The following is a 25,823-nucleotide window of genomic DNA, read 5'->3' on the forward strand; positions in this document are numbered from 1 at the left end:
CGCATGCCCAAAGACGGACGTACATGGAAAGCCCCCCGAGATGACGGGCGTATCATCCAGCATCTGCCGTGAGCCCGCAACACTTCTCCGCGGATACGTCGCGACTAATTGCCGATATTCTCCTTCAGGAATTTCTCGAGTTCGGTCAGCCACTGCACGCGTGTTTCCATCTTCTGCAGGTAATGGCTTTCGCCGGGGATGATAATCGTGGTCACCTTCTTGCCGGCTTGGCGCAGGGCTTCGTCCATCGCTTCGGTCTGGTCGATGCGGACGGTGTAGTCGTCTTTGCCGTGGACCAGCAGAACCGGAATCTTGATCTTGTCGGCATTCTTGGCCGGCGATGCGGCGGCAAGCTTGTCGGCATCCTTGCTGCGGTCGCCGATGAACAGCGACCAGCTCGCGATCATGTCGGAATCCTTGCCGTAGTCCTTGGCGCGCGTATCGAGGAATTTCTTGAGGTCGTAGACACCGGCGCCGCCGACCGCACAGGCATAGAGGTCGGGCGTGAACGCCGCACCCGAAAGCGCCGCATAGCCGCCATAGGACCAGCCAACGATGCAGATGCGCTTGGGATCGGCGATGCCGTCGGCGATCAGCTTCTTGACGCCGTCGGTGACGTCGTCCTGCATCTTGCCGCCCCATTCGCCGTAGCCGGCTTTGAGGAATTTGTGGCCATAGCCGTCCGAACCGCGGAAATTCGGTTGCAGCACGGCATAGCCGCGGTTCGCGAGGAATTGCGCCATCCAGTCGAAGCCGATCTGGTCGCGCGCCATCGGCCCGCCGTGCGGCATGACCACGACGGGCAGATTCTTCGCGGTCTTGCCGGGCGGCAAGGTGATGTACGCAGGAATGTCGAGCCCGTCGCGCGCCTTGTAGGGATACGGCTTCATCTCGCCGAGCTGGTTTTCTTCCAGCGTGCTGTAGCTCGATGCGAGCGGTGAGGCGCTGTGCGTGACGCGGTCGAGCAGGAAGTAGGTGGGTGGGAATTTCGGACCTTCGACCTGGAGGACGACCTTGGTCTTGGCCATATCCCAACTGACCGCATGCACGGTGTTGCCGGGGAAGGCGCCGGAGATGCCGCGCTGCAGGGCCTGCATGTCGTCGTCGAAATAGTGATCGGCGTCCTGGTCGGCAGTGACGGTGACGCCGAGAACGCGCTGGTCCCAGGGATCGCGCAGGGCCGCGCCGATGTCGTATTTCGGGTCGGAAAAGATCGTGGCATCTTTGCCGTCGGCGATGTTGTGCGACACCAGCCCGGTGGTTTTGGCATCGCCGAATTGTGCGGTTTCGATAAACCCTTTGCCGTCGCGGGTCAGGCCGACGACACCGATACCGTCCCTGCCGAGCGAACTGGCGGATTGGATTTCCTTCCATTCGCCATTGGTGTTGACGAGCAGGTGGTCGATCGGAGGATTGAGCGACTTGTCGACCCGGCCCACGACCTTGCCATGACCGTCCATGATCCACTGGCCGGTCTGCGGGCCGCCGACGGAGACGCGTTCGGATGTGCCGTCCTTCACGTTGACGCGAAACATCGAATAGCGGAACGCCTGGCCATCCCAGTTGCGCAACGTCGCGTTGTTGGCGTTGTCGAATATCGGCATGTAGATGTGGTCGGGATCGTCCATCGCCAGATCGCTGACCGTTGCCGTGCCGTAGTTGTAGTTGCGGGCTTCGTTGTCCGAGAACATCACCGCCATGTTCTGGCCTTTGGTGTCGACGGTGAACGTCCGGAACCAGGGTTTTACGTTTTCGCCCCAAAACCGCATGTTGACGTTGACGGTGAGGAGCAGGCGTTCGTTGCTCACCCACTGCGCCCGGACGAGAAAGCCTTGGTCGATCGGAATGCCGACCGCCGGCACGCCGGCAGGATCGAGCGTGCGGACCACCCCGATGCGTTTGCCGGCATGGACTTCGATGCTGGCGAGATGTTTGCCGTCGGGGGACAGCGCCGGTGCGCTCAGTTCTTCCGGCACTGCGAAGGCTTGCACGGGCGGCTGGGCGGGCGCGGTTTGCGCGGTTGCGGCGGCCAAAGACCCCACGGCACACGCAATAGCGCATGCCCAAAGACGGACGTACATGGAAAGCCCCCCGATATGACGGGAGCATCATTTCGTACCGCTCGCACAGCCGCAAGAGGGCTTCGCGCCGCTGGTTATTGCACCGGCTTGCCATCGATCTTCAGTGAGGTCGCGACAGCGGCGATCACGCCGTACTGGGTGTTGGCCCAGACGCGCAAGGGGACGGCGAAGCTGCGGCCGGTTTCCTTGCTCGGGAAAACGCCCATCCAGACATTGATGGACGGGAAGTTGGTGTCGTGCAGGACGCGCGGCTTGTAGCCGGAGATCTGCTTGTACTCGATCGTGCAGAGCAGAGCGGGGCCTTTATAGAGGCCGTTGTCCATCTTGATGTCGACCGGCTTCACCTTGGTGAGCGCGACGTTGTAGCGGCGGCGGCCGTCATACACCGGCGCTTTGACCGAACACGGATTGCCCGGCTCGGCCCCGACACCCGACGCGATGTAAATGACGGCGCTGAGCGGATCGAAGGTGCCCTTCTTTTCTTCCGGCTTCACTTCGTAGCCGGTGGTCGGGTAGGTCGGATTGGCGTAGAGGCGCACCGGTTCGCCGTTCTCGTAGGTCAGCGCCACTTCCTGATGGTTGGCTTTGTGGCCGGTGTAGAAGGAATCGTAGCTGGCGACCTGCATCGACTTCTTGTCGAGCTTGCCCGACGAGGTGGCCTGGATCTGCGATTTCCAGAACACGTTGACCACGCCGCTGGTCTCGAGGTTGGAGGTGACGCGGTACTTGTCGCCGGTGAAGCGCGCATCCATGTCGACATGGCCGAGGCCGAGACCGGCGGCATAAAGGCTCATGGCGAGCTGCATGCTGCCGCCGCCCGCCGCAGGCTCGGACGAGGCGCCGCCGGCCGCCCAGGCCTGGGAAACGGGTAAGGTCAGAAAGCTCAGGGCAATGAGGGCTGTACGCAGGTGCATGGGGGTCACTCGCCAGTTCCGGCCGCTGTTTTTTCCGCAAATTTGCGTCAAAAATCCAGGTCACGGCAACTTTGCCGCGCCCGGATGTTCTATTATGACCGGGCAGGGCTTGTCGAACGACCGCTACGTGAGAAATTCGTTAAGTGGGCCAAAGGGCTGCCGGACGGCAGGCGGTTGCGCCCATTGTCGCTTCCGACTTGACCCAGGGCGCCTGCGCAATTAAGAGAGCGCCTCTTTACGAATGATCCGTGGGGTTGAGCCTCGCGGAGCCCAAGGATAATGCCCCGAGGATAATGCTATGTCCCGCCGCTGCGAATTGACCGGAAAGACCCTCCTGGTTGGCCACAATGTCAGCCACGCCAATAACAAGACCAAGCGGGTGTTCCGTCCGAACCTGCAGGTCATTTCGCTCGCCAGCGACGCCCTGCGCGAGACCGTGAAGCTGAAGATTTCGATGAGCGTTCTGCGCACCATCGACCGGCTTGGCGGCATCGACGCCTATCTGCTCAAGGCGAAGGATGCGACCCTTTCGCCGAAGGCGCTTCGCCTGAAGCGGGCGATTGCGAAAAAGACTGCCGCTGCGGCCGCCTAGTCTTAAAACGGCCATAAGTTTTAATCGCTGTAAACTCTGTTTCGGCAGCGAAACGGCATAGCACCTGCAATAAAACTCCCGTAATGTCTCAAAACAGGCCAAGCCGAATGGCTGGCCACGGGGTGTGGTGGGCAAGGTGCGGGCGTATAAGCGCGATGTAATTCCGGGCCGCGTTGGCGGCCTCAATATGGCTTCCGCTGAGCGGGGGCCTTACCGGTTAAGAACAGCCAGTGACGCTCCCTATATGGGGGCCTACGGCTACGGCCGTCACGAAACCTGGCTGGAAAAGATCGGCGGCGCCATCGGCGCGGTGGTCCGGCTGGTTTTCTGCACGCTGGTGTTGTGCGCCTGGCTGACGGCAGCCTTCCTCTATCGCGACACGCCCATGGAAGTGTTCGGAATCGGCACGGGCTGGTTGAGCCTGGCCTATGTCCTGGTTCCGGTCGGCTTCTACTGTGTCGCCATGACCAACCGGCGTTACGGCCCGGCCTACGCCTTCGCGCAGGTCGTGACGGCGCTGGCGCTGGTGACGGCCCTGGTGCTGTTCGCCCGCGATGCGATCGCCGAAATCGTACCGCTTGATTCGGCGCCTTCGCTGCGCGAGGCGGCGGCATTCGGCATTGCCTTCCTGCTGGCGAGCTTCGTTTCCATCGTGGCGTTCGACGGCGCTCGCGGTCCGCGCTGGTGGACGGCGCCGCTGATCGGTTTCCTGGCCGCTGCGATCGTGTTTGCGGCCGTGTTCTTCGCGGTGTCCTACACCGGCACAGGCCGGGCGTGGCTGAGCGACTGCGTGCAGTACATGGGGCTGATCGCCGGCGAAGGATTGCTTCTGCTGATTCCATTCTGGGCGATGCGCCGCATGGTGCCGCCGGTGGCGGGCTTCGGCGGCTACTAGTTGTACGGGGGGTGCTGAGAGGAAAGGGGGTCGCAAAGCCCCCTTTCTTTTTTACCTCCCCCTTGTGGGGAGGTCGGAAAATCGCGAGCACAAAAGCTGTCTGCGATTTGACTGTTATTCGGATGCGAGCGGTTTTCCGGGTGGGGGGCCATCGCCTGTATGAGCACCGTCCCCCACCCGAAATGCTGTGCATTTCGACCTCCCCGCAAGGGGGAGGTAATTACTTCGCGATCGTTTCGTCCGGCACGAAGGTGCCGCCGTGCAGCAGCGTGGCGAAGATTTCTTCCGAACGCTGCAGCCAGGCCGCCTGCTTGTCCGGCGTGTAGTTGTTGTGCTCGGATTCCGGCATCGGAATGATCTCGTGCGGCGCCGGAATGCGGTTCACCGCCGACAGGATGCTGGCGGGCGGGCACACCGTGTCGATGAAGCCGATGGCGGCCACCGTCGGCGCGGTGATCTTGGGTGCGAAGTTCGCCGTATCGAAATAGGACGATGCCTCCGCCACCGCCGGATTGGTCACCGCCCAATTGGGGAACGCCGGCAGACGTCCCTTCAGTGCCGCCTGGGTGTCGCCGCCCGACGGTTCGTTGACCACCACCGCCGTGACCTTGCCGGGATTGAGGCCTGCCGTGACGAGGCTCTGGTGGCCGCCCATCGAGGTGCCGGTGACGACGACCGTCTTCTTGTTCCATTCCGGCAGCGAGCGCACCCAATCGAGCGCGCGGGTGTCGCGCAGATACATATTCAGGAAATACGAGGTCTCGCGCGAGGTGTTGCCGACGGCGGGATAGTCCAGCGGCGCACCTGTGGCGCTATCCGGCGCCATGTCGTGGGAATCGACATTGAGGCACAGCCAGCCCTGCTGGGCGCGGGAGGCGCAATTCCACGGGATCAGCGCGTAGACGCCCGCCCACTGGTACTGGATCATCGCCGGGAACGGGCCCTTCTTGTCCGGCACCGCCAGATAGCCCTGAACATGCGAGTTCAGGCTGTCGAGCTTGACCTTGTAGAACTTGATGCCCGGCAGCGGCGCCGGGATTTCCGTCAGCACCGGATTGACCGGCACTTTCGCCAGTTCCGCCAGCTTGCCCGCCCAGAAGGCATCGAAATCGGCCGGAGCAGGCGCGCTGGGTGCGATCTTCGACGGCGCCACGGCGGCACCGACGATCGCCAGATGCGACTGGATCGGCGGCAGGCCGGTAACCGCCGGTGTCGCCGCGCACGGCTCGGAGATGAGACACAGGTCGGGATACTTGGCGAAGATCGGCTTGAGGGCTTTGTCCTTCTTCGTCACCACCGCTTTCAGCTTGGTGTTGATCTTGGCCGCTTCTTCGGGCGTCGGCCCGGCAACCGGCGCGCGGTCGATGGTGACGTAGACCATGCCGGGCTTGTCGAGGGTCACCGCTATCTCACCGCCGCCTTTGGAGAGGTCGAGCGTGCCTTTGCCGATCTCGGCCGAGCCGTTGGAGCGGATCGTATAGGTGTAGAGCGCTTTGGTGGTGGCGCCGGGCGCGGGCGTCACCAGCCAGCCGACTTTCTCGCCGACCGCGTAGATGCCGTTGCCGTTGATCGGCTTGAAGTTCAACTCGGCGGCGGGCGCAGCCGTCGTGGCCGCAATCAGTGCGGCGAGTGCAAATACAACGCGAAATTTCAAGATATCCTCCCCCTGGCGGGCTCGGGGAATTTGTCCGCCCGCGCCAGGGGAAGGTCAAGCGCCCGGCCGCGGCTGCGGCGACCGGGCGGAGCCGTTACGCCTTGCGGCGGCGGGCGAAGAAGCCGAAGGCGCCGATACCGGTCAGCAAGAGAAGACCGCTGGCCGGTTCTGGCACCTCGGATGCCGAAATCGCGCCCGGCTTGAACATGTCGCCGAGATCGTTGACCGGTGCGGTGTCGCGCGGATCGCGCGGCACGGCATTGCCGAGACCGTACAACTCCTCGAGTGTGACGAGATCGGAGGTGTGCGTGTAGTACTGGCTGCTCTCGTAGGCATTGCCCTTGGCGAGCGACGAGATGACGATTTCGGGGATTGTGTAGGCCGAGGTATCGCCGTCTTCGGTCTCGTCGAACCACAGAACGATGGCGCCGTTATCCTTGTAAGCGTCGGACGCCATGATCATCGGAATGATCTGGGAGAGGAAATTGTCGCCCGCGGCGATGGCGGCCTGATCGCCGTCGTAATGCACACCCTTGTAGTCGAAGCCGCCGGTCAGCGCCGAGTGCATGTCGTTGTACTGGTCGGGCGTGATGAGATTGTAGCGGGCCACCGAATTGCTGGCGAGATCGGCGGCGAGCTGCTGCAGCGGCGCATAATGTCCGGCCATCGGATTGGCGGAGTCCTGGGTGCCGGTACCGGCCGCGTTGGTGGTGACGCCGCCGTTGATGCTGTGATCGCTGATGCCGTTGGTCTGATCGAAGAACAGATGGCCGTCGTGCTTGGTGGCGAAATTGTACTGATGGCTGCCGTTATAGGCATTGGTGTAATCGGCCGAGGTGCCTTTCAGGCTGACCAGCGGCACGGTCCAGTCGCTTTTCGACGCCACGGTGCTGGTGAGATTGCTGCCGTTGCCGTTGATCGCGCCGTTGGTGGTGCGATCGCCCGCGGTGGCGTTCTTGCCGCCGGTGGTCAGAAGATCGGTGTCTTCCTGGTACGATTTCCAGCTGATGCCCTTCGCCTGCAGGGCGCAGGACAGGCAGGGCGCATGGCCGACGGCGGCGCTGTTCTTGGCCGGGTCCGCATCGTTGGCGACGCCGAAATTGCTGCCGCCTTCCTGCCAGAGATAGCTCGGCTCCGACGGATGGATGTGCGCGCCGGTGTTCGACAGCACATTCTGGTAGTTGCTCGCCCACGAGGTATGCGCGGCATTGGGATTGCCGGGCGTCATCAGGCTGTTGAGATAGGGCGCCGCCGGATTGTTCTTCAACGCCTGCGGATCGGTCATGCCGGCCGGCTGGGTGAGGTTGTGGTTCTCCATTTCGATATAGAACACGGTCTTGATCGGGCCCGCCGGCGCCGGCACGGAAACCGCGACGGAGGCCAGCAAACCGAGCGCAAGGCAACGAAGATGCATCATGAAAGTCCCCTGAATCAGGAAATGGCTGCGAGGGGACAGTCGGGCCGGTTTGTGTCCGCGCCGGGATGCTTTTTTGTCAGTATTGCAAACAGATTAACCGCGGTTGAAGTTGCGCCCGTCAACGCACGCGGGCGTGCCTGCCGTTGCGGCGCGTAGCGAGGCGGTCGGCTTCCTCGGCGAAAAGGCCGATCAACTGGTCGGTCATCGCGCCGCCGAGCTGTTCGGCGTCGACGATGGTGACGGCTCGGCTGTAATGGCGCGTCACGTCGTGGCCGATGCCGATGGCGACGAGTTCGACCGGTGAACGCTTCTCGATGTAGTCGATCACCTTGCGGAAGTGGCGTTCGAGATAGTTGCCGTTGTTGACCGACAGCGTGGAATCGTCGACCGGCGCGCCGTCGGAGATCACCATCATGATCTTGCGCTGTTCGGGACGGCCGGCGAGGCGGCTGAACGCCCACATCAGGGCTTCGCCGTCGATGTTTTCCTTCAAGAGGCCTTCGCGCATCATCAGGCCGAGATTCTTGCGCGCGCGCCGCCACGGCTCGTCGGCGTTCTTGTAGACGACATGGCGCAGGTCGTTGAGGCGGCCGGGATTGAGCGGCTTGCCTTCGTTGATCCATTTTTCGCGCGACTGGCCGCCTTTCCACGCCCGCGTGGTGAAGCCGAGGATTTCGACTTTCACCGAGCAGCGCTCCAGCGTACGCGCCAGGATATCGGCGCACATCGCCGCGATCATGATCGGGCGGCCGCGCATCGAGCCCGAATTGTCGAGCAGCAGCGTCACCACCGTATCGCGGAACTCGGTGTCCTGCTCCATCTTGAAGGCGAGCGGCTGCATCGGATCGATCACCACGCGCGTCAGCCGCGCCGTGTCGAGCAGGCCTTCTTCGAGATCGAAATTCCACGAACGGTTCTGCTGCGCCTGCAAGAGGCGTTGCAGCTTGTTGGCCAGCCGCGCCACCACGCTCTGCGCCTGCGCCAGCTGCTGGTCGAGGAAGCTGCGCAGCCGCGACAGTTCCTCGGCATCGCACAGTTCGGTGGCGTGCACCACTTCGTCGAATTGGGCGGTGTAGACCTGATAATCCCAGTTGGTGCTGTCGCCGTTGGGCAGATCGGGACGCCACGGCTTGACGCCTTCGTCCGGCGTTTCGGCGTCGCCCATCTCGGCGTCTTCGGCACGCATTTCCGCGGCGGCCTGGTCGCTCGCATCGCCTTCGGATTCGCGCAGTTCCGCATCGCTGGAGCTGCCTTCGCCCTGCGAGTCTTCGCCTTCGCCGCCTTCGGGATTCTGCTCGGGATTTTCGGATTCCTCGCCGCCCTGTTCGGAGTTTTCGTCCTCGTTGCCTTCGTCGATCAGGTCGAGGTCGTGCAGCACCTTGCGGGTCTGCTTGGCGAACGCCGCTTGATCGCGCAGGGCGGGCAACAGTTCGTCGAGCGTCTTGCCGGCGCGGCTCTGGACGTAGTCGCGCCAGAGTTCCACGGCGGCTCTGGCCGAAGGCGGCGGCGGGGCGCCGGTGAGTTTTTCGCGCACCAGAATGCCGAGCACGTCGGCGAGCGGCGCTTCCTTGCGGCTGTGCGCCTTGGCGAGACCGCGCTGGGCCGCGCGCGCTTCGAGCCCGGCCGCGAGATTGGCGGCGACGCCTTCCATCGCCAGTGCGCCGATCGCCTCGATGCGCGCCTGCTCGGCGGCTTCGAACAGCGCCGCGGCGTCCGGCGTCATCGGCTTGTTGGCGCGATGGATCTTGTCGTCGTGATAGGCGAGCTTCAGCGCTTGGGCATCGGCGGTGCCGCGCAGGATGGCAAGTTCCTTGGCCGACAGCGACTTCGACGGTGCCGGCAGTTGCGCCCGTTTGGGACCGTTGCCCGCGAAGAACTTGACCACCGCCTGCCACCAGGTCGCGGGTTCGGTAACGTAGGAGATTTCGAGTTCCGGCTCGCCCGCCAACGCCCGCAGCGCGCCGGAGACGGCGCGTTTGACGTCTTCGGTCGGCGAGGCGTCGGGTTTCACGCCACCAGCACCTTCGCGGCGCTTTCCGGCAGGTCTTCGCCGAAGGCGCGCTGATAGAACTCGGCCACGGTGGCGCGTTCGAGCTCGTCGCACTTGTTGAGGAAGGTGAGACGGAACGCGAAACCGACATCGCCGAAGATCTCGGCATTCTCGGCCCAGGTGATGACCGTACGCGGGCTCATCACGGTGGAGAGGTCGCCGTTGATGAAGGCGTTGCGCGTCAGGTCGGCGACGCGGACCATGGCGTCGATCTTCTTGCGCTTATCCGGCGTCGCGTAGGTCGGAACCTTGGAGACGACGATGTTCACTTCGGTGTCGTGGGCGAGATAGTTGAGGGTCGCCACGATGCTCCAGCGGTCCATCTGGCCCTGATTGATCTGCTGGGTGCCGTGATAGAGGCCGGTGGTGTCGCCCAGACCGATGGTGTTGGTGGTCGAGAACAGGCGGAACGCCGGATGCGGACGGATCACGCGGTTCTGATCGAGCAGGGTCAGCTTGCCTTGCACTTCCAGGACGCGCTGGATCACGAACATCACGTCGGGACGGCCGGCGTCGTATTCGTCGAACACCAGCGCCACCGGGTGCTGCAGCGCCCACGGCAGCAGGCCTTCGCGGAATTCGGTGACCTGCTGTCCTTCCTTGAGGACGATGGCGTCCTTGCCGACCAGATCGATGCGGCTGATGTGGCTGTCGAGGTTGATGCGCACGCACGGCCAGTTGAGGCGCGCGGCGACCTGTTCGATGTGGGTCGACTTGCCGGTGCCGTGATAGCCCTGGATCATGACGCGGCGGTTGTGGGCGAAGCCGGCGAGAATGGCGAGCGTGGTATCGCGATCGAAGCGATACGCCGGATCGAGATCGGGCACGTACTGGGTGGCTTGCGAGAAGCCGGGTACCTTGATCTTGGCTTCGATGCCGAACGTCGCCTTCACGTCGAAGGTGGTGTCGGGCTTCAGGGTGGGATCGAGGCCTTCAGTCTCAGTCGTCATTTTCTTGGGTCCGGCAGTTCCGCCGCGGTGGAAGAGGTGAGGGCGCCGATTGCGCCGTTGTCAGCTGACAATGCCCGACGCCTTAAGGACGCCGTAGGCCTTGATTACCTGCTTCAGTCGCTCTTCGGTGCCCCGGTCGCCGCCATGCGCGTCGGGGTGGAAACGCTTTACGAGTTCCTTATACCTCGCCTTGATTTCGTTCAAGGTAGCGCTGGGTTCGAGGTCCAGGATGTCGAACGCTTGTCGTTGCAGACGGGTTAATACCCGTTCGGGCCGGCGGGGTTTAAGTTCCTCGGCGTCGCCGAACACCGCCAGGTCGTCTTCGACCCGGAAAGAGCCGCGAAAAGGGCCTTGTTCGCCCTTTACACCCGCGGCGCGCTTGCCGATCGGCCATGTCGGGCGATGCCCGAGCGCCGCTTCTTCCTGGAAATGAGCGATGTCGGTTTCGCTCATACCCTTGAAATAGTCCCACTTCTCATTGTGTTCGCGGGCGTGCTGCAGGCAAACCCAGAGATAGGTCGAAATCTGGTCGCGGCTCTTGGGCACTTTGTAGGCACCTTCGCCGCTGCAGCCCTTGACGGCGCAGGCGCGCACGCGCGGTTTCTCGACGCCATCCGGTTTGATGCGGATGTCCTTCTTGAAGCGCGGAGTGAAGCCCGTTTTCGTCATGCGATGATTATGGGGTTCGTCGATGAAAAAACAAGAAAACGAACTGCTTGACAGAAGGTTTTACCCCCGGCTTCATGCCGCAATGGGTATCACCGACACAATTCGGACGAAATTGACCGACGTATTCGCGCCGGATCACCTCGAAGTGATCGACGACAGTGCGCGCCACGAAGGTCACGCCGGACATCGTCCCGGCGGCGAGACACATTTCATCGTAAAAATTGTTGCAGCGGAATTCGCCGGTCTCAGCCGCGTCGAACGCCAGCGGCGCGTGTATGCGGTCCTTGCGCACGAATTGCGCGCCCACATCCACGCGCTGCAAGTCGAGGTCAAGGCGCCGGGGGAACCGTGAGATTTCACTTTCCCCCCGCCGGCTCTGCCTTGACCACGCCGCCGGGCGGGACGACGCGCAGCACCGTGATCTGGTTTCTCTGCCGGCGCATCACTTCGAACTTGAAGCCGTAGAACGCGAAGCGCTGGCCGACTTCGGGAATGGTGCGGGCTTCGTGGATCACCAGTCCGGCGATGGTGGTGGCTTCTTCGTCGGGCAGGTTCCAGTCGAATTCGCGATTGAGATCGCGGATCGGCGTGGAGCCTTCGATCAGATAGGTGCCGTCGATCTGCGGGCGGATGCCGGGCTGGACGCGCGGCGCCTGTTCGTCGGGGATGCGGCCGAACACTTCGTCGAGCACGTCTTCGCGGGTGACGAGCCCCATGATGACGCCGTACTCATCGACAACCAACGCGAAATGCGTGCGCCGCTCGCGATAGGCTTCGAGCAGTTCCTCGACCTTCATCGTTTCGGGCACGAACCAGGGCGGCGAGGTCAAGGCGCCGAAATCGAGGTGCTGGAACGCTTCCTTGTTGGCGAGCACGGCGCGCACGAGATTGCGGGTGCGCAACACGCCGACGATGTTGTCGGGCTCGCCTTTCCACACCGGCACGCGGGCGTGGCGCGAGGCCATCAGTTCGCGCACGATGTCTTCCGGCGGCTGATCGATGCCGATGGTCATCATCCGCTTGCGATGAGTCATGACATCGCCGACCGTCAGGTCGCGCAGGTCGAGCACGCCCGAGATCATGTCGCGGCTTTCGCGTTCGACCGAGCCCTGGCTGTGGCGCAGATAGACCGTGCCGCGGATTTCGTCGTGCACTTCGTCGGCGACGATGCCTTTGTTCTCGCCCGATACGCCGAACAGCTGCAGCATGGCCCAGACGATCTTCTGCACGGTGGCGACGATCGGGCCGAGGATCGACACCACCATCTGAACCGGACGTGCGACGGCGAGGGCGAAGCGGTCGGTGCGGGCGATCGCCAGCGTCTTGGGCAGTACTTCGCCGAAGATCAAAATCACCGCCGTCATGATCGCGGTGACGATCACCACCGCGTTATGCCCGAAGCGGTCCTCCAGCACATAGGTCGCGATCGAGGACGACAGGATGTTGACGAAGGTGTTGCCGAGCAGCAGCGCGCCGATCAGCCTCTCGCGATTGCCGACCAGCTTGTTGACGTGGGCCGCCGCAGCGGAGCCGTCCTTTTCGAGCTGATGCATCTTGCCCGGCGACACGGCGGTCAGCGCCGTCTCCGATCCGGCAAAGAACGCCGACAGAGCGAGCAGCCCGGCAACGGCGGCGATCGTAGCGATGAGAACGGTATCCATGGCGAACCTCTAGCGACGCACGCAGTATATTCGCGATGTGCGGAGCAAACAAAACTCTGTCATCCCCGGCGGAGCAAGCGCAGCGCGGCGACGGGAAGGGGACCCAGGTAGAGACACAAGCACAGCGCCAAAGAACAGGCTGAGCTAATTCTCAGCGATCGGAGAGGTGTGACCACCTGGGTCCCCTTCCCGCGCAATGCTCGCAAGCTCGCTCTGCGCGCCGGGGATGACAGCCGTGACTGTGTTCAGCTCACCACGTCCCTGACCGCGTCCACCGGCACGGCGTCGGTGACGAAGCCTTGGCCGATGCCGCGGGCGAGCACGAAGTTCAGTTTGCCGTCCTTGACCTTCTTGTCGTGCGCCATGGCGGCGAGGAGGACGTCGGGCGAGGGCCGTTCGCCGGCGATGTCGGAAATCGCCGCCGGCAGGCCGATGGTCTTCACATGCGCTTCCACCCGCGCGGCGTCTTGGGGCGAACACAGTCCGAGCTTCACCGACAGCCGGAACGCCAGCACCGTGCCGATGGCGACGCCTTCGCCGTGCAACAGCCGGTCGGAGAATCCGGTCGCGGTCTCCAGCGCGTGGCCGAAGGTGTGGCCGAGATTGAGCAGCGCCCGCTCGCCGCGTTCCTGTTCGTCGCGTTCGACGATATGCGCCTTCATGCGGCAGGCATGGGCGACCGTGTGGACGATGGCGTCGTGCTCGCCGTGCAGCGCGCGCGTCGCGTTCTGCTCCAGCCAGGCGAAATAGTCGGCATCGCGTACGGCACCGATCTTCAGCACCTCGGCATAGCCGGCCAGCAGCTCGCGCCGGGGCAGGGTGCCGAGCACGTCGGTATCGGCGATCACCACCTTGGGCTGATGGAACACGCCGACGAGGTTCTTGCCTTCGGGAATGTTGATTCCGGTCTTGCCGCCGACCGAGGAATCTACCTGGGACAGCAGCGTTGTCGGCACCTGGGCGAACGAGATGCCGCGCTTCAGGATGCCCGCCGCAAAGCCGGTGAGGTCGCCGATGACGCCGCCGCCGAACGCCACCACCAGTCCGCCGCGGTCGACGCCGGTGGCGATCAACTCGCCGATCAGCTTTTCCAGCCAGAAGAAACTCTTGGTGCTTTCGCCGGCATCGACGGTGATCGGCTTCGGTTCCAGCCCGGCGTGTTCCAGAACCCCGAGAAAGCGGTCGAGATGCAGGAAGGCGACATTGGCGTCGGTGACGACGGGCAGCGGTCCGCGCGCGAACGGAGCGATCAGCGTACCGGCCTCGGCCAGCATGCCGGGCCCGACGTGGATATCGTAGCTGCGCGCACCCAGATCGATCTTGATGCGTTCGTTCATGGTATCCAAATCCCGGTTTTGGTAAGCGTGGTCATCATCCGCTCGATGGCGATTTCGTGCGGGGCGTTGTCGCTCTCGACGGTGATATCGGCGAGAGCATAGGTCGGTTCGCGTTCCGCCAGCAGCCTTTCGAGCGTGCCGCGCGGATCGGCGGTTTTGAGCAGCGGGCGGTTGCCCTTGCGTTTGACGCGGGCGAACAGGATGTCGAGCGGGGCCTTGAGCCAGACGGTGACGGCGTGGGCTTTCAGCCGCTCGCGCGTATCGGCCGCCATGAAGGCGCCGCCGCCGGTCGCCAGGATATGGGGCGGCTTCTCGGTCACCAGGCGACAAATTACCTTTCGTTCACAATCGCGGAACGCGGCCTCGCCGTAGGCGGCGAAGATTTCCGGAATGCGCTGTCCGGCGGCCGCTTCGATTTCGTTGTCGGCGTCGAAAAAATCGACTCCCATATGGGCGGCGAGACGGCGGCCGATCGAACTTTTTCCGGCCCCCATCATTCCGACTAGTGCTATCGTTTTCGTCAGCTGCCCCATAATCTCCGCATTACACGAGGTATGCTTCGTCCGCTAGCTCGAAAGTGCAGTACCGGAAGGCAAGCCTGCGGAATCACTGTAGAAATGGTAAGGAGTACGCATGCGAGGTATGGGCAGATCGGAGGGGTTGGGAGTGGGGGCTTGGTTGTTGATCCTGGTCGGCATTCTCGTTCTTGCCGGAGCCGTGGCGCTGACCGTCTACGGTGGCTCTGTTCGTCCCCAGCAGCACGAGGTGGAACAGGTAATCTCCAATGACAGGTTCCCGAGTTAAGCAGTTTTTGTGCGCCGCGGCCTTCGGGGCGCTGGTGGTGCCCGCGATGGCGCAGTGGGTCGATCCCAATCCGCCCGTCCTGGGGCCCGACGATTATCCGCCGGTGGCGACCGATGACCCGCCGGATGCGGCCAAGACGCCCAAACCGCCCAAGCAGACGCCTTCCAATCAGGCGACCGGGGCCCCGCAGACCCTGACGCCCGGCGCCGACCAGGGCCCGGTGGTGCAACCCTATGTCCCGCCGCCGAAGGACCTCACCGGACCGGTCGAAGTGGGCTCGCTCGGCACGCCGGAAGGCTCGCCGGTCGGCACGCTCGATTCGTCCAATGGCGGATTCGGCGATCGTCTGTGGAGCGGCTCGGACCGCGCCAATGCCGAGAAGCTGCTGGCCAAGGCGCCGCTGGTCTCCGGCGACAAGGTGCTGCGCGATCTCGTCCGCCGGGCCGTCCTGACCCGCGCCGCGGCCCCTCCGGGCCAGGCCAAGAAGGCGTTCGTCACCATGCGGATCGAGCGGCTGCTCGATGCCGGGTTGATCCAGGAGGCCGGGGCGCTCGCCGCCGAGGCCCAGGTGCCGAACGACGATGGCTTTGCGCGCGTCCAGGCCGAGGCCGTTCTTCTGGCCAACCGGGCCCAGGATGCCTGCGGACCGGCCACGGCCGCGCGGCAGAACGGCGACGACACCTTCTGGATGCAGCTTCGCGCCTATTGCGCCGAGGTCACCGGCGATACCGCCACGGCCGAACTCACGCATCAGGTGATGAAGGCCCAAGGCCGCAACGATCCGGCCTACGATACGCTGGTCGAAAGCGTGCTCACCAAAAAGCCGCTGGCGCCGGGCGCCATTACCAAGCCGACGGCGATGCACATCTTCCTGCTGCAACAGGCGGGATTGCCGGTGACCGAAACGCTCGCCCGTACCATGGGCACGCCGGAAAACCTGCTGGCGATGCGCGATACGCGCAATCCGCCGCGCGCCCGTTTCGAAGCGGCCGAACGGATCGTCTCGACCGGTGCGGTGTCGCCGGCCGAACTGATCAAGGTCGCGGACGCCCAGGACCTGCCGCTCGGCAAGGTCGCGAGCGCCGCCGGCGAAGCGCCCAATCTGCCGTTCTTCATGGGGCAGGTGCTGCTGCGCCGCGCTGCCACCATCGAAACCCGTCCCGGTGCCAAAGCGGAACTGGCGATGACGGCTTTGTCGCTGGGCGAGAAATACAAGCTCAGCCGCTTGGCCTCCGCGCTCCAGGCCGACGTCATCGCGTCGATCAAACCGGGGCCGGGTCTGCACGCTTATGCGCGCCCCTTCGCGCGGGCGCTGGTGCTGGCGGGCAAGCCCGAAGCGGCTGCCGCCTGGACTACAGGCGATCCGGTGATGAAAGTGCTGGTGGCGTTCGCCTCCAACAATCCGCAGCGCATCGCCGCCACCCAGGCCGACCTCAAGGCATTCGCCATCGGCCTCGCCAAGAATCCGCCCGATCCCGATCAGGACCGCGCCTACAAAGCGCTGGCGCTGGGATTGCTCGATATCGTCAACTATCCGCTGCCGCCGGAAGCGAAAGCGGCCGCGGTTCAGGCGCAATCCGGCACTTGGGATGGCGTCCATCCCGGCCCCGGCCAGATGCGCACGATGGTCGAGATCGCGGGCACGCCCGAGCGGCGCGGCGAGGCGATCCTGATGCTGACCGGCCTCGTGCATTCCTACGGCCTCAAGGATTTGGCGCCCGATGCGACCATCACTTTCGTGCGGCTGCTCAGGGAGATGAACGAGGACAAGGCGGCGAACGCTTTGGCCGTTGAGGCGCTGGCCGAGTACGTGCCGCCGCCGCCACCACCGCAGGCCCCGGCGCCCCAGGCTTCGGCACGATGAGTGCCCATCTGGTCGAGAGCTTTCTCGACATGATGAGTGCCGAGCGCGGCGCCGCCGCCAATACGCTGGCCGCTTATGCGCGCGATCTCGGCGATTTCTGCGGCTGGCTGGCGGGCCGGGGGCAGAGCGTGAAGTCGTGCGGCCGCGACGAGGTTCGCCTCTATCTGCAGTCCTTGTCGGCGTCCGGCGCGGCGGGGTCGTCGCAGGCGCGCAAGCTCTCGAGTCTCAGGCAGTTCTTCGGTTTTCTGTATACGGACGGAATCCGGGGCGACGATCCCACCGTCGCCGTCGATGCGCCCAAGCGCGGCCGACCGCTGCCGAAAGTGCTCACCCGCGAGGACATGGACAGGCTGCTTACGGCCGCGGCGGTGCGCGCTGCCAAGAGCGAGGAGGGCGTGCGCCTCAAATGCATCGTCGAGATGCTGTACGCCTCCGGCCTGCGCGTCTCGGAGTTGGCGACGCTGCCGCTCCAGGCGGTGAAGAACCGCGACGGCGTCCTGCTGGTGAAAGGCAAGGGCGGCAAGGAGCGTCTGGCGCCGCTCAATCCCGCCGCCCGCGAGGCGATCGCCGCCTGGCTGGGGGTGCGCGAGAACTTCCTGCCCAAAGGCGAGACCCGCAAAACGGCGGAGCGGTTCCTGTTCCCGTCGCGCGGCATCGAAAGCCATCTGACCCGCCGCCGGCTGCACCAGATGCTCAAGGAATTGGCAGTCGAGGCCGGGCTCGACCCCGACAAGCTGTCGCCGCACGTTCTGCGCCATGCCTTTGCGACCCATCTGGTGGAGGGCGGCGCCGACCTGCGCAGCGTGCAAACCCTTCTGGGACATGCCGATATCGCCACGACGCAGATCTATACCCACGTCGCCCGCGACCGCCTGACTGCGACGGTATCCGCCGCCCATCCGCTGGCCCGCAAGCGGCCGCGTTGACCTCGGGAAACCTTGAACTTGCTTCGAATTCGCAACCAGCGAATTCGCTGCGCTTTTTGTCTTGGTTCATTGGCGAGCAAGGATTGCTCGGTTATAGAGGCCGGTGCCGGAGCACCGGTTGGGGACCATTTATGGCAGGATCGGCGGCAGGCCGAGTGACGTATTCGTCGGCCGAACTCACCCGTTTGCTGGCCAATCACGAGCGCTTCGTGACGGGCCGCGGCGGTGTGCGCGCCAACTTCAAAGGCGCCGACCTCAAAGGCGCGGTTCTCGCCAATCGCCGGCTCGACGAAATCGATTTCACCGGCGCCGATCTTTCGGGCGCCAATCTGCACGGTTCCAATCTGACGCGCGCCAGCCTGTTCTGCGCCGATCTGACCGGCTGCAATCTGCGCAACGCCAAGCTGCATCACGCCGATCTGCGCGGCGCATCGTTCCGCGGCGCCGACCTGTCGTTCGCCGGCGTGGATTACGCCGATCTGCGCAAGGCGACGATGATGATCATGGACGGTGCCGATGTGTCGGTGATCGATCACCGCAAGACCGGGCTCGGTCACGTCGATTTCAGTTATTGCTCGCTCAGGGGCGCCTCGTTCGGCAAGGCCAAGCTCGACGGCGCGATCTTCGACGGTGCGCTGCTGCTGGGCGTCAGTTTCCGCGGCGCGGAAATCACCAATGCCAGTTTCGTCGGCGCCGTGTTGATGGACGTCGCCGAGTTGAACGTGCCGCCCGAAACCTTTGCCGACTGCGTGTTCGACGTTTCGGCGGCGGCCAAGGCGAAAGCGGGCGCGCTGGCCGAACGGCTGGCGCTGCATCAGCAATGGGTGATGACCGACGGCCGCGAAGGCGTGGCCGCGGAACTCGACGGCGAAGACCTGCGCCCGCTGGCAGGCCAGTTCTCCGGCCGCTGCCTGATCGGCCTGCATTTGCGCGGCGTGACGGCTATCGGCCTCGATTTCTCCAACAGCCAGTTGCAAGGCGCCCGCTTCGAAGGCTCGGATTTGCGCGGCGCCGATTTCTCCGGCTGCGATCTCAGCGGCGCGAGTTTTTATGGCGCCCGGCTGGTGCATGCGCGGTTCGAAAAGGCGCGGCTGGCGGGTCTCACGCTGCGCAACGGCGAAGTGCTGACGCCGAACTTCTTCGGCGCCGATGCCAATCCCGGCCAGTTCCGCGATGCCGTTCTGGAAACCACGCTCGGCGCCATGGGCGTCGGCGCGTCGGACGTGGTGGAGATTTAGCACTTTCCCGCTCGCGCCGTGCGGCCTATACTTTGCGATGCAAAGCACGAGGGCGCAGCCGTGGCGGACAGCAAGAGCTTCTCGGTCCTCGCGCGCGCAAAAAGCTTCCGTTATGCGTTTGCCGGCCTGTGGCTGATGCTGCGAACGCAGCATAATGCCTGGATACATCTCGCCGGAACGCTCGCGGTCTGCGCTGCCGGATGGGCGCTTCACGTCTCCAATGCGGACTGGCGCTGGCTGGTGGTCGCGATCGTGATGGTGTGGATCGCTGAAGCCCTCAACACGGCGTTCGAACATTTGTGTGATGTCGTTTCGCCGGACTTCCACGCATCCGTCAAAGCCAGCAAGGACATCGCCGCCGGCGCAGTGCTCATCTGCGCGCTCGGAGCCGTTGTGATCGGTGCGTTGGTGTTCGTGCCGTATGTGACGGATTGACGGTTAGATCAGCCCCAGATCCGCCGGCGGCGCGTTCGGAAACACGGCGGCTAGCTGGTCTGCACTCAATCCAAAAGCCTTCTGCACGATCCCGCCGATCAAGGCGCGATAGTCGTTCAGCACCGGCCAGTCGCGGTTCTGGAACAGCGTCGCCTGCGTCACCGCCGTTTGGTTTCCGGCGATGCGTCCGCCGCGCACCGCGCCGCCGAGCACCCAATAGACGCTGCCGTGGCCGTGGTCGGTGCCGCGATTGCCGTTCTCGCGGAAGGTCCGGCCGAACTCGCTGACGACGATCACGATGGTGTCGTCCCAGCCCGATCCGAGCGCCAGTTTCAGCGCCACCAGAGCACGTCCGAGTTCGCCGATACGGTTCGGCAGATAGCCGTCGGCGCCGCCTTGGTTGATATGGGTGTCCCAGCCGCCGACATCGACGAAGCCGAGATTGAACTTGTCGCGCATCAGGATGCCGATGCGCTGGGCCGCAAGCTCGAACCCTTTGGCGCTAACGGCGCCGCGGTTTGCCTTCGCCATTTCGGTCGAGATCGCCTGATAGGCCTCGCGCTGGACGCGGAAGCCTTCGCTCACCGACGGCGCCAGGCTTTCGCCTTGATACATCGCTTCGAGCAGTCCCGTCGTATGCGGCGCAATGGCCGATTTGCCGACGCTGTTGAGTGCGAGGTTCGGCACCATGGCGCCGCCGCGGAAGGTGAGCGGAAGTTCGCTGGTAAAGGCGATTGGACGGTCGCCGGTGAGCTTGCCCGCCAGTCGGCTCATGAAGCCGGAATGATAGTTGCGCGTGCCGCCGACCGGCTGGCCGAGTTCGATCGTGTCCTGGGTTTCGAAATGGCTGCGGCTGAGATCGTCGGTCCCGGCGAAGGGAACGAAGGCGATTTCGTGCGCCTGCCACAGTGGCAGAATGGTTTGCGCCAGCGCCGGATGCAGCGACCAGTCGGCATCGAGCGGCAACGCCGCCGCCTTGGGGACCGCAATCGTCGGCCGCGCCGCGTAATAGAAATCGCTCGACGTCGGGATCACGATATTGGCGGCATCGTAGGCGCCGCGCAGGAAAACGACGAGAATCCTGGGCGCTCCGGGCGCTGCGTACAGTGCTCCGGCGAGGACCGGAAGCGTCGATGCGGCGGCGGCGTTTCTCAGGAATGCGCGGCGGTTCATGGGAGCCTCCTATCTGCGCATGAAATCGGGCGACGACAGGAACAGCAGATTCCACTCGGCCGGCGATTTCGCTTGGGCGAGCGCGGCCGCGGTGGCGGGTCGCAATGACGGCGCCGTCGCCTCGTAATAGCGCGACGGACGAATGTCTGGCGGCGGCGCTGGCTCCTTGGTCTTGTCGTCCGGCAGCTTGAACAGGCCCGAGCGTCCGGCGGCGATGATGCGGGCGATCTCGAAGCGCGTTTCCATCTGTCCCGGACCGCTCCAGGCCGTTTCGGTCAGCGGATAGCCGTCCGGCGTTTCGTGGCGATAAAGCGGCTCGCCCAGACGGTCGAGCCAGTTGAACAGCGGCTGCGGATTGAGAATGACCGTATCGCCGTAGGCGACCCGCATCGCGCTGACGGTGTAATGCACCGGGTCCTTGAATTTGCCGCCCAGCGAGGCGCGGAATTCGGGCGCCGCGAACAAGGTTTCGAGTACGGCGGTGATGTCGCCGTCGGTTTGTTGGAACGTGGCCGCCATGGCGGCGATCAACGCCGGAGGTGGCGCATCGCAGCAGAAGTATTCCGCCAGCTTGGTCGAAACGAACCGCGCCGTCGCGGGTTGCCGCGCCAGGATGGTCAGCGCCTCATCGACTTCGACGAGCCCGGCGCCGTGGATGATATGGCCGAGGAAATGCTTGTCACCGTAATCGTGGCGGTTGGGATTGAATTCGAACAGCCCGTCGACACGGTATTGGTCCTGCAAGTCCTTGCGCAGTTTCGGCGGTTTGCCGGGGTGGAAAATGCCGAGTCCGGTCAGGATGCGCGCCAATTCCTGCACATCGGTCTGGGTGTAGCCGGAGCCCACGCCCATGGTGTGCAGTTCCATGATCTCGCGGGCATAGTTCTCGTTGATATGACGGGCCGCGTTCTGCGCGTTGTCGAGGTATTGTAGCATCGCCGGATGGAACGCCGTCGCCGCCAGAAGATCGCGGAACTTGCCGAGCACACGCGGGCGGATGGCGTTTTCTTCGTAATCGGCGACGAAGGCGCGGACTTCGCCCTTATTCTGGCTGACGTTGAAATGGTTCATCCAGAACCAGGTGAGCTGCTCCTTGAGCTGGTTCCTGGAATAGAGATCGCGCAGCAGCGAGCGGGCCGCCGCTTCCCGCGCCAGCGCCGTCAGCCGCTGCTGATAGGCTTTCTGCGCCTCGTCGTAGGCGGGCGTGCCTTTGGCGCGGCGCGCGGTTTCTTGCAAGGTTTCCAACTCGTCATGCAGTTCCACGATGGATTTGTGGCTGATGTCCATCGCCGCGATCTGCGCCCTGGCGTCGGCGGGAAGTCCGTCGCCGCCGGGATGCAGTTGCGCCGCCAGATAGCGCTTCAATCCGATACGGTGCAGCAGTTGGGCGCTCGACGTGTTGGCGCCCCAGCTCACCCGGTTCAGCACCGCGACATCCGACGGATCGGCATCGAGCGGCGCGCTACTTTCCGCAACGGCATGATAGTGCGGTGTCTCGCTGCAGGCCGTCAGTACCAGAGCAAGCGAGAGACATGGCCAGAGTTTCATGGGCGGCACCGTCGGTGGTCGACAGTTTAACAGAGCCGCCGCACAAATCCCGTCGATTCACATCACGGCGCGGGCGGCGCCAGCGAGCGCTCCCACCTACTCACCGCCACGGTTGCCACGGAATTGCCGACGATGTTGGTGGCGCTGCGGCCCATGTCGAGCAGGTGGTCGACGGCCAGTACGTACAAAAGTCCCGTCTCCGGCAGGTGGAACAGCGGCAGCGCCGCGTAGATCACCACCAATGAGGCGCGCGGCACGCCCGCCATGCCTTTGCTCGTCACCATCAGTAAAAGCAGCAGCGTGACCTGTTGCGCCAGGGTCAGTTCGATGCCGTAGATCTGCGCGATGAACAGGGTCGCGAAGGTGCAGTACATCATCGAGCCGTCGAGATTGAACGAATAGCCGAGCGGCAAGACGAAACTCACGATCTGCTTGGGCAGGCCGATGCTTTCGAGCCCCGCCAAGAGGCGCGGGTAGGCGGCTTCGGAACTCGCCGTCGAGAACGCCAGCAGCACCGGATCGCGGATGGCGCCGATGAGCTTCGAGATATGGCCTTTCAGCAGCACCGCCGCCGCGCAGAGCAGCACCGCCCACAGCATCAACAGCGCCGCATAGAAGCCGCCGACGAAACGCAGATACGTGAACAGCACCCCGGCGCCTTGCGTCGCCACCGTCGAGCACAGCGCCGCAAACACCGCCAGCGGCGTCATCAGCATGACATAGCCGGTGACCTTCAGCATGATCGACGCGATCTGTTCGGTCAGCGCCACCACGGCGGGCGTGCGTCCGGGAATGGCGGAAATCGCCGTGCCGACGAACAGCGAGAACACCACGATCTGCAGGATTTCGTTTTTCGCCATCGCGTCGACGATCGAAGCCGGCACCAGATGGGTGAGAAAGTCCTTGAGCGAGAACGGCGCCGCGGTGATGGCGCCGAGTTCGCCGGTCGGCGGCGCGAGCGACAGACCGGCGCCGGGCTGGAACAGGTGCACCAGCACAAGGCCCATCACCAGCGACAGCAGCGAGGCGCCGATGAACCACAGCAGCGTCTTGCCGCCGACGCGGCCGACATGCGCGGCGCCTTCCATATGCGCGATGCCCGCCACCAGCGTGGAGAACACCAGCGGCGCGATGATCATCCGGATCAGCCGCAGGAAGAGGTCGGTGACGATCGATAGCCCCGACGCCAGCGATTTGATCTGAGCGGGATCGAGATGCGAATTGGCGACAAGCCCGGCCAGTACTCCCAGCACCATGGCCGCCGCCACGGCCAACGCAAAGCCCCGTCTCACATCGCACCTCAATGCCCGTAGGTGTTTTTCCTTAGCGGCACCATGGTCATGGGAATCGCGCGCGGTCAAGTACGACGGCGGGCCTCTTTCGGCATCAACTGCCTAATTCCCGTGCGTTTTTCCGGTTTTATGGGGAGCCGTACCGGCCGGCTATTCCATCCGCATACGGCCGTCAGGAGCGACGCCGCTACACTCCATCTTAGCCAATTGCGACGACGCTGTGGGCCCAACGAACCCCGCGAAGTGCGGTGGTCGCAGCGATGGGATTGCCGCAATGAACTTCAAAGATCTCTCCGTCAGCAAGAAGCTGATCGGCGCGTTCGTCGTGGTTCTGTTGACCACTCTCGCACTCGGTCTGTTCGCCATGAGCAGCCTGTCGCGTCTGGATTCGACGTCCGAGGTTTTGCGGACCGACCGGATGCCGTCGATCAGCTATCTCGGCAAGTTCCAGTATCACACCACCCGCTATCGTTCGTTCCAGGCTTCCATTCTGATGGTGCCGGCAGCGCAGCGGGAGAAGGATACCAAGCTTCGCATCGGCGATCGCGACGCAGCCGAAGCGGCGCTGGTTTCGTACGAAAAGCTGGTGTCGTCGCCCGAAGAACGCGAGCTGGCGAAAACGATCCGGACGGCCTGGGATCAATACAAGCCCATGGACGACAAGTTGATCGAAATCTTCCAGGCGCAGGGCCAGGAAGCCGCCGTCGTGTATCTCACGCACGAGATGCGCGACGTCTTCACGGTCATCAAGAACGGCGTCGAACAGGATGTCGAGTTCAACCGCAAGAGCGGCGAAGAACTGGGCACTGCCGGGCACGAGAGCTATCTGTCCGCCCGCATCTGGATCATGATCGCGATCGGGCTCGCCGCCGCGCTGTGTGCCGCCGCCGGATTCGTGCTGATCCGTGCGATTTCCAAGCCTTTGGAGAACATGACCCAGGCGATGGGCGAACTGGCGCGCGGCAATCTCCATGCGCACGTGCCGAATGCCGACCAGCGCGACGAGATCGGCGAACTGGCCGAAGCCATGACTGCCTTCAAGAACCAGCTTGCGGCCGCCGAAGAGGCCAAGGAGAAGCAGACGGAGGCGATCGTGTCCTCGATCGGCACCGGTCTCGATTATCTCGCCAAGGGCGACCTCACGCACCGCGTCACGGCCGAACTGACCGGCGCCTTCGCCAAGCTGAAGGACGACTTCAACACCGCGATGGAGCGGCTGCAGGACACGATCAAGAAGGTTCTCGCCTCGACGCATCAGATCGACAACAACGCCAGCGAAATTTCGACGGCCTCCGACGACCTGTCGCGCCGCACCGAGCAGCAGGCGGCGTCGCTCGAAGAAACGGCCGCGGCGCTCGAAGAGATCACCGCCACGGTCAAGAAGACCGCCGCCAACGCGAAGGATGCCTCGCATAGCGTGACCGGCGCGAAGGATGCGGCCGAGAACGGCGGGCAGGTGGTCGAGACGGCGGTCAGCGCCATGGACGCCATCGCCCAATCCTCGAAGCAGATCACCGACATCATCGGCGTCATCGACGAGATCGCGTTCCAGACCAATCTGCTCGCCTTGAACGCCGGTGTCGAAGCGGCGCGGGCGGGTGAAGCGGGTAAAGGTTTTGCGGTCGTGGCAAGCGAAGTGCGCGCGCTGGCCCAGCGCTCGAGCGAAGCGGCCAAGCAGATCAAGGCGCTCATCAATACATCGAGCGAGCAGGTCGGCAGCGGCGTGAAATATGTCGGCGAAACCGGCGAAGCGCTGAAGCGCATCATCGAGCAGGTGCTGCAGATCAACGCGTTGATCCGGGAAATGGCGCAGGCGGCCGAGCAGCAGTCGACCGGCATCGAGGAGGTCAACTCGGCGGTCGGCCAGATGGATCAGGTCACCCAGCAGAATGCGGCGATGGTGGAAGAGGCGACCGCGGCGGCCCGCAACATGGCCGGCGAAACCAAGGCGCTCACCGAACTGGTCGCGTTCTTCTCGGTCGGCGACTCTCACTTCGCGGCGCCCGCTGCCACGGCCGCCAGGCGCACCACACCGCGCCCGGTCGCGACATCGCCGGTAACGCGCACCGCAAGAGGTGGCGCCGCCCCCGCCCGCAAACCCGCCGAAGAACCGTCGGACGATTGGACGGAGTTTTAGCCCTTCTTTTCTGCCCCACACGGGCACAAGGCTTTTCACACCAGGCACTAGGACCGTGGGGGGAAGTGTCAGCCGACGCGTTAAGCGGCGGATGACGAAGGGGGGCATATCTCGCACAAGGCGATCCCCCCTTCGTCTGCTGTCGCAGACACTTCCCCCCACGGTCTGCGTGCCAACGCGGAAAAT

Annotated in this window: 21 protein-coding genes; 8 read left to right on the forward strand and 13 right to left on the reverse strand. The window is 64.1% G+C overall.

The annotated features are described in order from the left end of the window. Positions 1–104: 104 nt before the first annotated feature. Positions 105–2,042, reverse strand: coding sequence for an alpha/beta fold hydrolase (locus FHS84_RS17275; protein WP_166936696.1), 1,938 nt, complete (start codon positions 2,040–2,042; stop codon positions 105–107). 113 nt (positions 2,043–2,155) lie between these two features. Next, the gene (locus tag FHS84_RS17280) at positions 2,156–2,995 is read right to left on the reverse strand and encodes a DUF3108 domain-containing protein (RefSeq protein ID WP_166936698.1); all 840 of its coding nucleotides are present in this window, start codon (positions 2,993–2,995) and stop codon (positions 2,156–2,158) included. Between the two features lie 298 nt (positions 2,996–3,293). On the opposite strand from FHS84_RS17280, the gene rpmB reads away from it, so the two are divergent. Both rpmB and FHS84_RS17290 read left to right on the forward strand, forming a co-directional pair. Further along, complete coding sequence (rpmB, locus tag FHS84_RS17285; protein WP_166936700.1) at positions 3,294–3,587, forward strand: 50S ribosomal protein L28; 294 nt, start codon at positions 3,294–3,296, stop codon at positions 3,585–3,587. A 244-nt stretch (positions 3,588–3,831) separates the two neighbouring features. Then, a complete protein-coding gene (locus FHS84_RS17290) occupies positions 3,832–4,482 on the forward strand; it encodes a hypothetical protein (protein WP_166936701.1) in 651 nt (216 codons plus the stop codon). A gap of 220 nt (positions 4,483–4,702) precedes the next feature. Here the strand turns inward: FHS84_RS17290 and FHS84_RS17295 are convergent, their stop codons facing one another. The 5 genes from FHS84_RS17295 to FHS84_RS17315 form a co-directional block, all read right to left on the reverse strand. Then, positions 4,703–6,136 (reverse strand): acetylxylan esterase, encoded by a 1,434-nt coding sequence (locus FHS84_RS17295; protein WP_166936703.1) that lies wholly within the window; start codon positions 6,134–6,136, stop codon positions 4,703–4,705. 94 nt (positions 6,137–6,230) lie between these two features. After that, positions 6,231–7,553: a VPLPA-CTERM sorting domain-containing protein gene (locus FHS84_RS17300; protein ID WP_166936705.1), complete on the reverse strand. Its 1,323-nt coding sequence runs from the start codon at positions 7,551–7,553 to the stop codon at positions 6,231–6,233. A 118-nt stretch (positions 7,554–7,671) separates the two neighbouring features. After that, complete coding sequence (gene cobT, locus FHS84_RS17305) at positions 7,672–9,564, reverse strand: cobaltochelatase subunit CobT (RefSeq protein WP_166936707.1); 1,893 nt, start codon at positions 9,562–9,564, stop codon at positions 7,672–7,674. Then, positions 9,561–10,553: a cobaltochelatase subunit CobS gene (gene cobS / locus FHS84_RS17310; RefSeq protein WP_166936709.1), complete on the reverse strand. Its 993-nt coding sequence runs from the start codon at positions 10,551–10,553 to the stop codon at positions 9,561–9,563. Before cobS ends, cobT begins: the two co-directional genes overlap by 4 nt. 60 nt (positions 10,554–10,613) lie before the next feature. Then, a complete protein-coding gene (locus tag FHS84_RS17315) occupies positions 10,614–11,222 on the reverse strand; it encodes a J domain-containing protein (RefSeq protein ID WP_166936712.1) in 609 nt (202 codons plus the stop codon). 82 nt (positions 11,223–11,304) lie between these two features. On the opposite strand from FHS84_RS17315, the gene FHS84_RS17320 reads away from it, so the two are divergent. After that, entirely contained in the window at positions 11,305–11,574 is a 270-nt protein-coding gene (locus FHS84_RS17320; RefSeq protein ID WP_166937045.1) for a BolA/IbaG family iron-sulfur metabolism protein, read from the forward strand. 4 nt (positions 11,575–11,578) lie between these two features. Here FHS84_RS17320 and FHS84_RS17325 read toward each other — a convergent pair whose 3' ends face one another. From FHS84_RS17325 to FHS84_RS17335, 3 genes are all read right to left on the reverse strand, one after another. After that, positions 11,579–12,883: an HlyC/CorC family transporter gene (locus FHS84_RS17325; protein ID WP_166936714.1), complete on the reverse strand. Its 1,305-nt coding sequence runs from the start codon at positions 12,881–12,883 to the stop codon at positions 11,579–11,581. 245 nt (positions 12,884–13,128) lie between these two features. Beyond that, the gene (aroB, locus tag FHS84_RS17330) at positions 13,129–14,220 is read right to left on the reverse strand and encodes a 3-dehydroquinate synthase (protein ID WP_166936716.1); all 1,092 of its coding nucleotides are present in this window, start codon (positions 14,218–14,220) and stop codon (positions 13,129–13,131) included. After that, positions 14,217–14,753 carry a shikimate kinase gene (locus FHS84_RS17335; protein ID WP_166936718.1) on the reverse strand — a complete coding sequence of 179 codons (537 nt, stop codon included), beginning with the start codon at positions 14,751–14,753 and terminating at the stop codon, positions 14,217–14,219. Before FHS84_RS17335 ends, aroB begins: the two co-directional genes overlap by 4 nt. Positions 14,754–15,004: 251 nt before the next feature. Between FHS84_RS17335 and FHS84_RS17340 the strand changes: the two genes are divergently transcribed. From FHS84_RS17340 to FHS84_RS17355, 4 genes are all read left to right on the forward strand, one after another. Continuing rightward, a complete protein-coding gene (locus FHS84_RS17340; protein ID WP_166936720.1) occupies positions 15,005–16,888 on the forward strand; it encodes a hypothetical protein in 1,884 nt (627 codons plus the stop codon). Then, positions 16,885–17,814, forward strand: coding sequence for a tyrosine recombinase (locus tag FHS84_RS17345; RefSeq protein WP_166936722.1), 930 nt, complete (start codon positions 16,885–16,887; stop codon positions 17,812–17,814). Before FHS84_RS17340 ends, FHS84_RS17345 begins: the two co-directional genes overlap by 4 nt. Before the next feature lie 131 nt (positions 17,815–17,945). Beyond that, positions 17,946–19,052: a pentapeptide repeat-containing protein gene (locus FHS84_RS17350; protein WP_166936724.1), complete on the forward strand. Its 1,107-nt coding sequence runs from the start codon at positions 17,946–17,948 to the stop codon at positions 19,050–19,052. 60 nt (positions 19,053–19,112) lie between these two features. Then, positions 19,113–19,487: a diacylglycerol kinase gene (locus FHS84_RS17355; protein WP_208393937.1), complete on the forward strand. Its 375-nt coding sequence runs from the start codon at positions 19,113–19,115 to the stop codon at positions 19,485–19,487. 3 nt (positions 19,488–19,490) lie between these two features. Here FHS84_RS17355 and FHS84_RS17360 read toward each other — a convergent pair whose 3' ends face one another. From FHS84_RS17360 to FHS84_RS17370, 3 genes are all read right to left on the reverse strand, one after another. After that, positions 19,491–20,660, reverse strand: a complete 1,170-nt coding sequence (locus FHS84_RS17360) for a DUF1501 domain-containing protein (RefSeq protein WP_166936726.1) — start codon at positions 20,658–20,660, stop codon at positions 19,491–19,493. Between the two features lie 9 nt (positions 20,661–20,669). After that, on the reverse strand, positions 20,670–22,208 hold the full coding sequence (locus FHS84_RS17365) for a DUF1800 domain-containing protein (RefSeq protein ID WP_208393938.1): 1,539 nt from the start codon (positions 22,206–22,208) through the stop codon (positions 20,670–20,672). Positions 22,209–22,270: 62 nt separating this feature from the next. Further along, complete coding sequence (locus FHS84_RS17370) at positions 22,271–23,500, reverse strand: cation:dicarboxylate symporter family transporter (protein ID WP_166936729.1); 1,230 nt, start codon at positions 23,498–23,500, stop codon at positions 22,271–22,273. Positions 23,501–23,774: 274 nt separating this feature from the next. On the opposite strand from FHS84_RS17370, the gene FHS84_RS17375 reads away from it, so the two are divergent. Continuing rightward, positions 23,775–25,637: a methyl-accepting chemotaxis protein gene (locus tag FHS84_RS17375; protein WP_166936731.1), complete on the forward strand. Its 1,863-nt coding sequence runs from the start codon at positions 23,775–23,777 to the stop codon at positions 25,635–25,637. The last annotated feature ends 186 nt before the right edge of the window (positions 25,638–25,823 follow it).

It is taken from the genome of Rhizomicrobium electricum (assembly GCF_011762045.1).
Classification (GTDB): domain Bacteria; phylum Pseudomonadota; class Alphaproteobacteria; order Micropepsales; family Micropepsaceae; genus Rhizomicrobium; species Rhizomicrobium electricum.

Coding starts and splice junctions, on each gene's coding strand:
- FHS84_RS17280 (WP_166936698.1), bottom strand. CDS start 2,995: ATGCACCTGCGTACAGCCCTCATTGCCCTGAGCTTTCTGACCTTACCC.
- rpmB (WP_166936700.1), top strand. CDS start 3,294: ATGTCCCGCCGCTGCGAATTGACCGGAAAGACCCTCCTGGTTGGCCAC.
- FHS84_RS17290 (WP_166936701.1), top strand. CDS start 3,832: ATGGGGGCCTACGGCTACGGCCGTCACGAAACCTGGCTGGAAAAGATC.
- FHS84_RS17300 (WP_166936705.1), bottom strand. CDS start 7,553: ATGATGCATCTTCGTTGCCTTGCGCTCGGTTTGCTGGCCTCCGTCGCG.
- cobS (WP_166936709.1), bottom strand. CDS start 10,553: ATGACGACTGAGACTGAAGGCCTCGATCCCACCCTGAAGCCCGACACC.
- FHS84_RS17315 (WP_166936712.1), bottom strand. CDS start 11,222: ATGACGAAAACGGGCTTCACTCCGCGCTTCAAGAAGGACATCCGCATC.
- FHS84_RS17320 (WP_166937045.1), top strand. CDS start 11,305: ATGGGTATCACCGACACAATTCGGACGAAATTGACCGACGTATTCGCG.
- FHS84_RS17325 (WP_166936714.1), bottom strand. CDS start 12,883: ATGGATACCGTTCTCATCGCTACGATCGCCGCCGTTGCCGGGCTGCTC.
- aroB (WP_166936716.1), bottom strand. CDS start 14,220: ATGAACGAACGCATCAAGATCGATCTGGGTGCGCGCAGCTACGATATC.
- FHS84_RS17335 (WP_166936718.1), bottom strand. CDS start 14,753: ATGGGGCAGCTGACGAAAACGATAGCACTAGTCGGAATGATGGGGGCC.
- FHS84_RS17340 (WP_166936720.1), top strand. CDS start 15,005: ATGACAGGTTCCCGAGTTAAGCAGTTTTTGTGCGCCGCGGCCTTCGGG.
- FHS84_RS17345 (WP_166936722.1), top strand. CDS start 16,885: ATGAGTGCCCATCTGGTCGAGAGCTTTCTCGACATGATGAGTGCCGAG.
- FHS84_RS17350 (WP_166936724.1), top strand. CDS start 17,946: ATGGCAGGATCGGCGGCAGGCCGAGTGACGTATTCGTCGGCCGAACTC.
- FHS84_RS17360 (WP_166936726.1), bottom strand. CDS start 20,660: ATGAACCGCCGCGCATTCCTGAGAAACGCCGCCGCCGCATCGACGCTT.
- FHS84_RS17365 (WP_208393938.1), bottom strand. CDS start 22,208: ATGAAACTCTGGCCATGTCTCTCGCTTGCTCTGGTACTGACGGCCTGC.
- FHS84_RS17375 (WP_166936731.1), top strand. CDS start 23,775: ATGAACTTCAAAGATCTCTCCGTCAGCAAGAAGCTGATCGGCGCGTTC.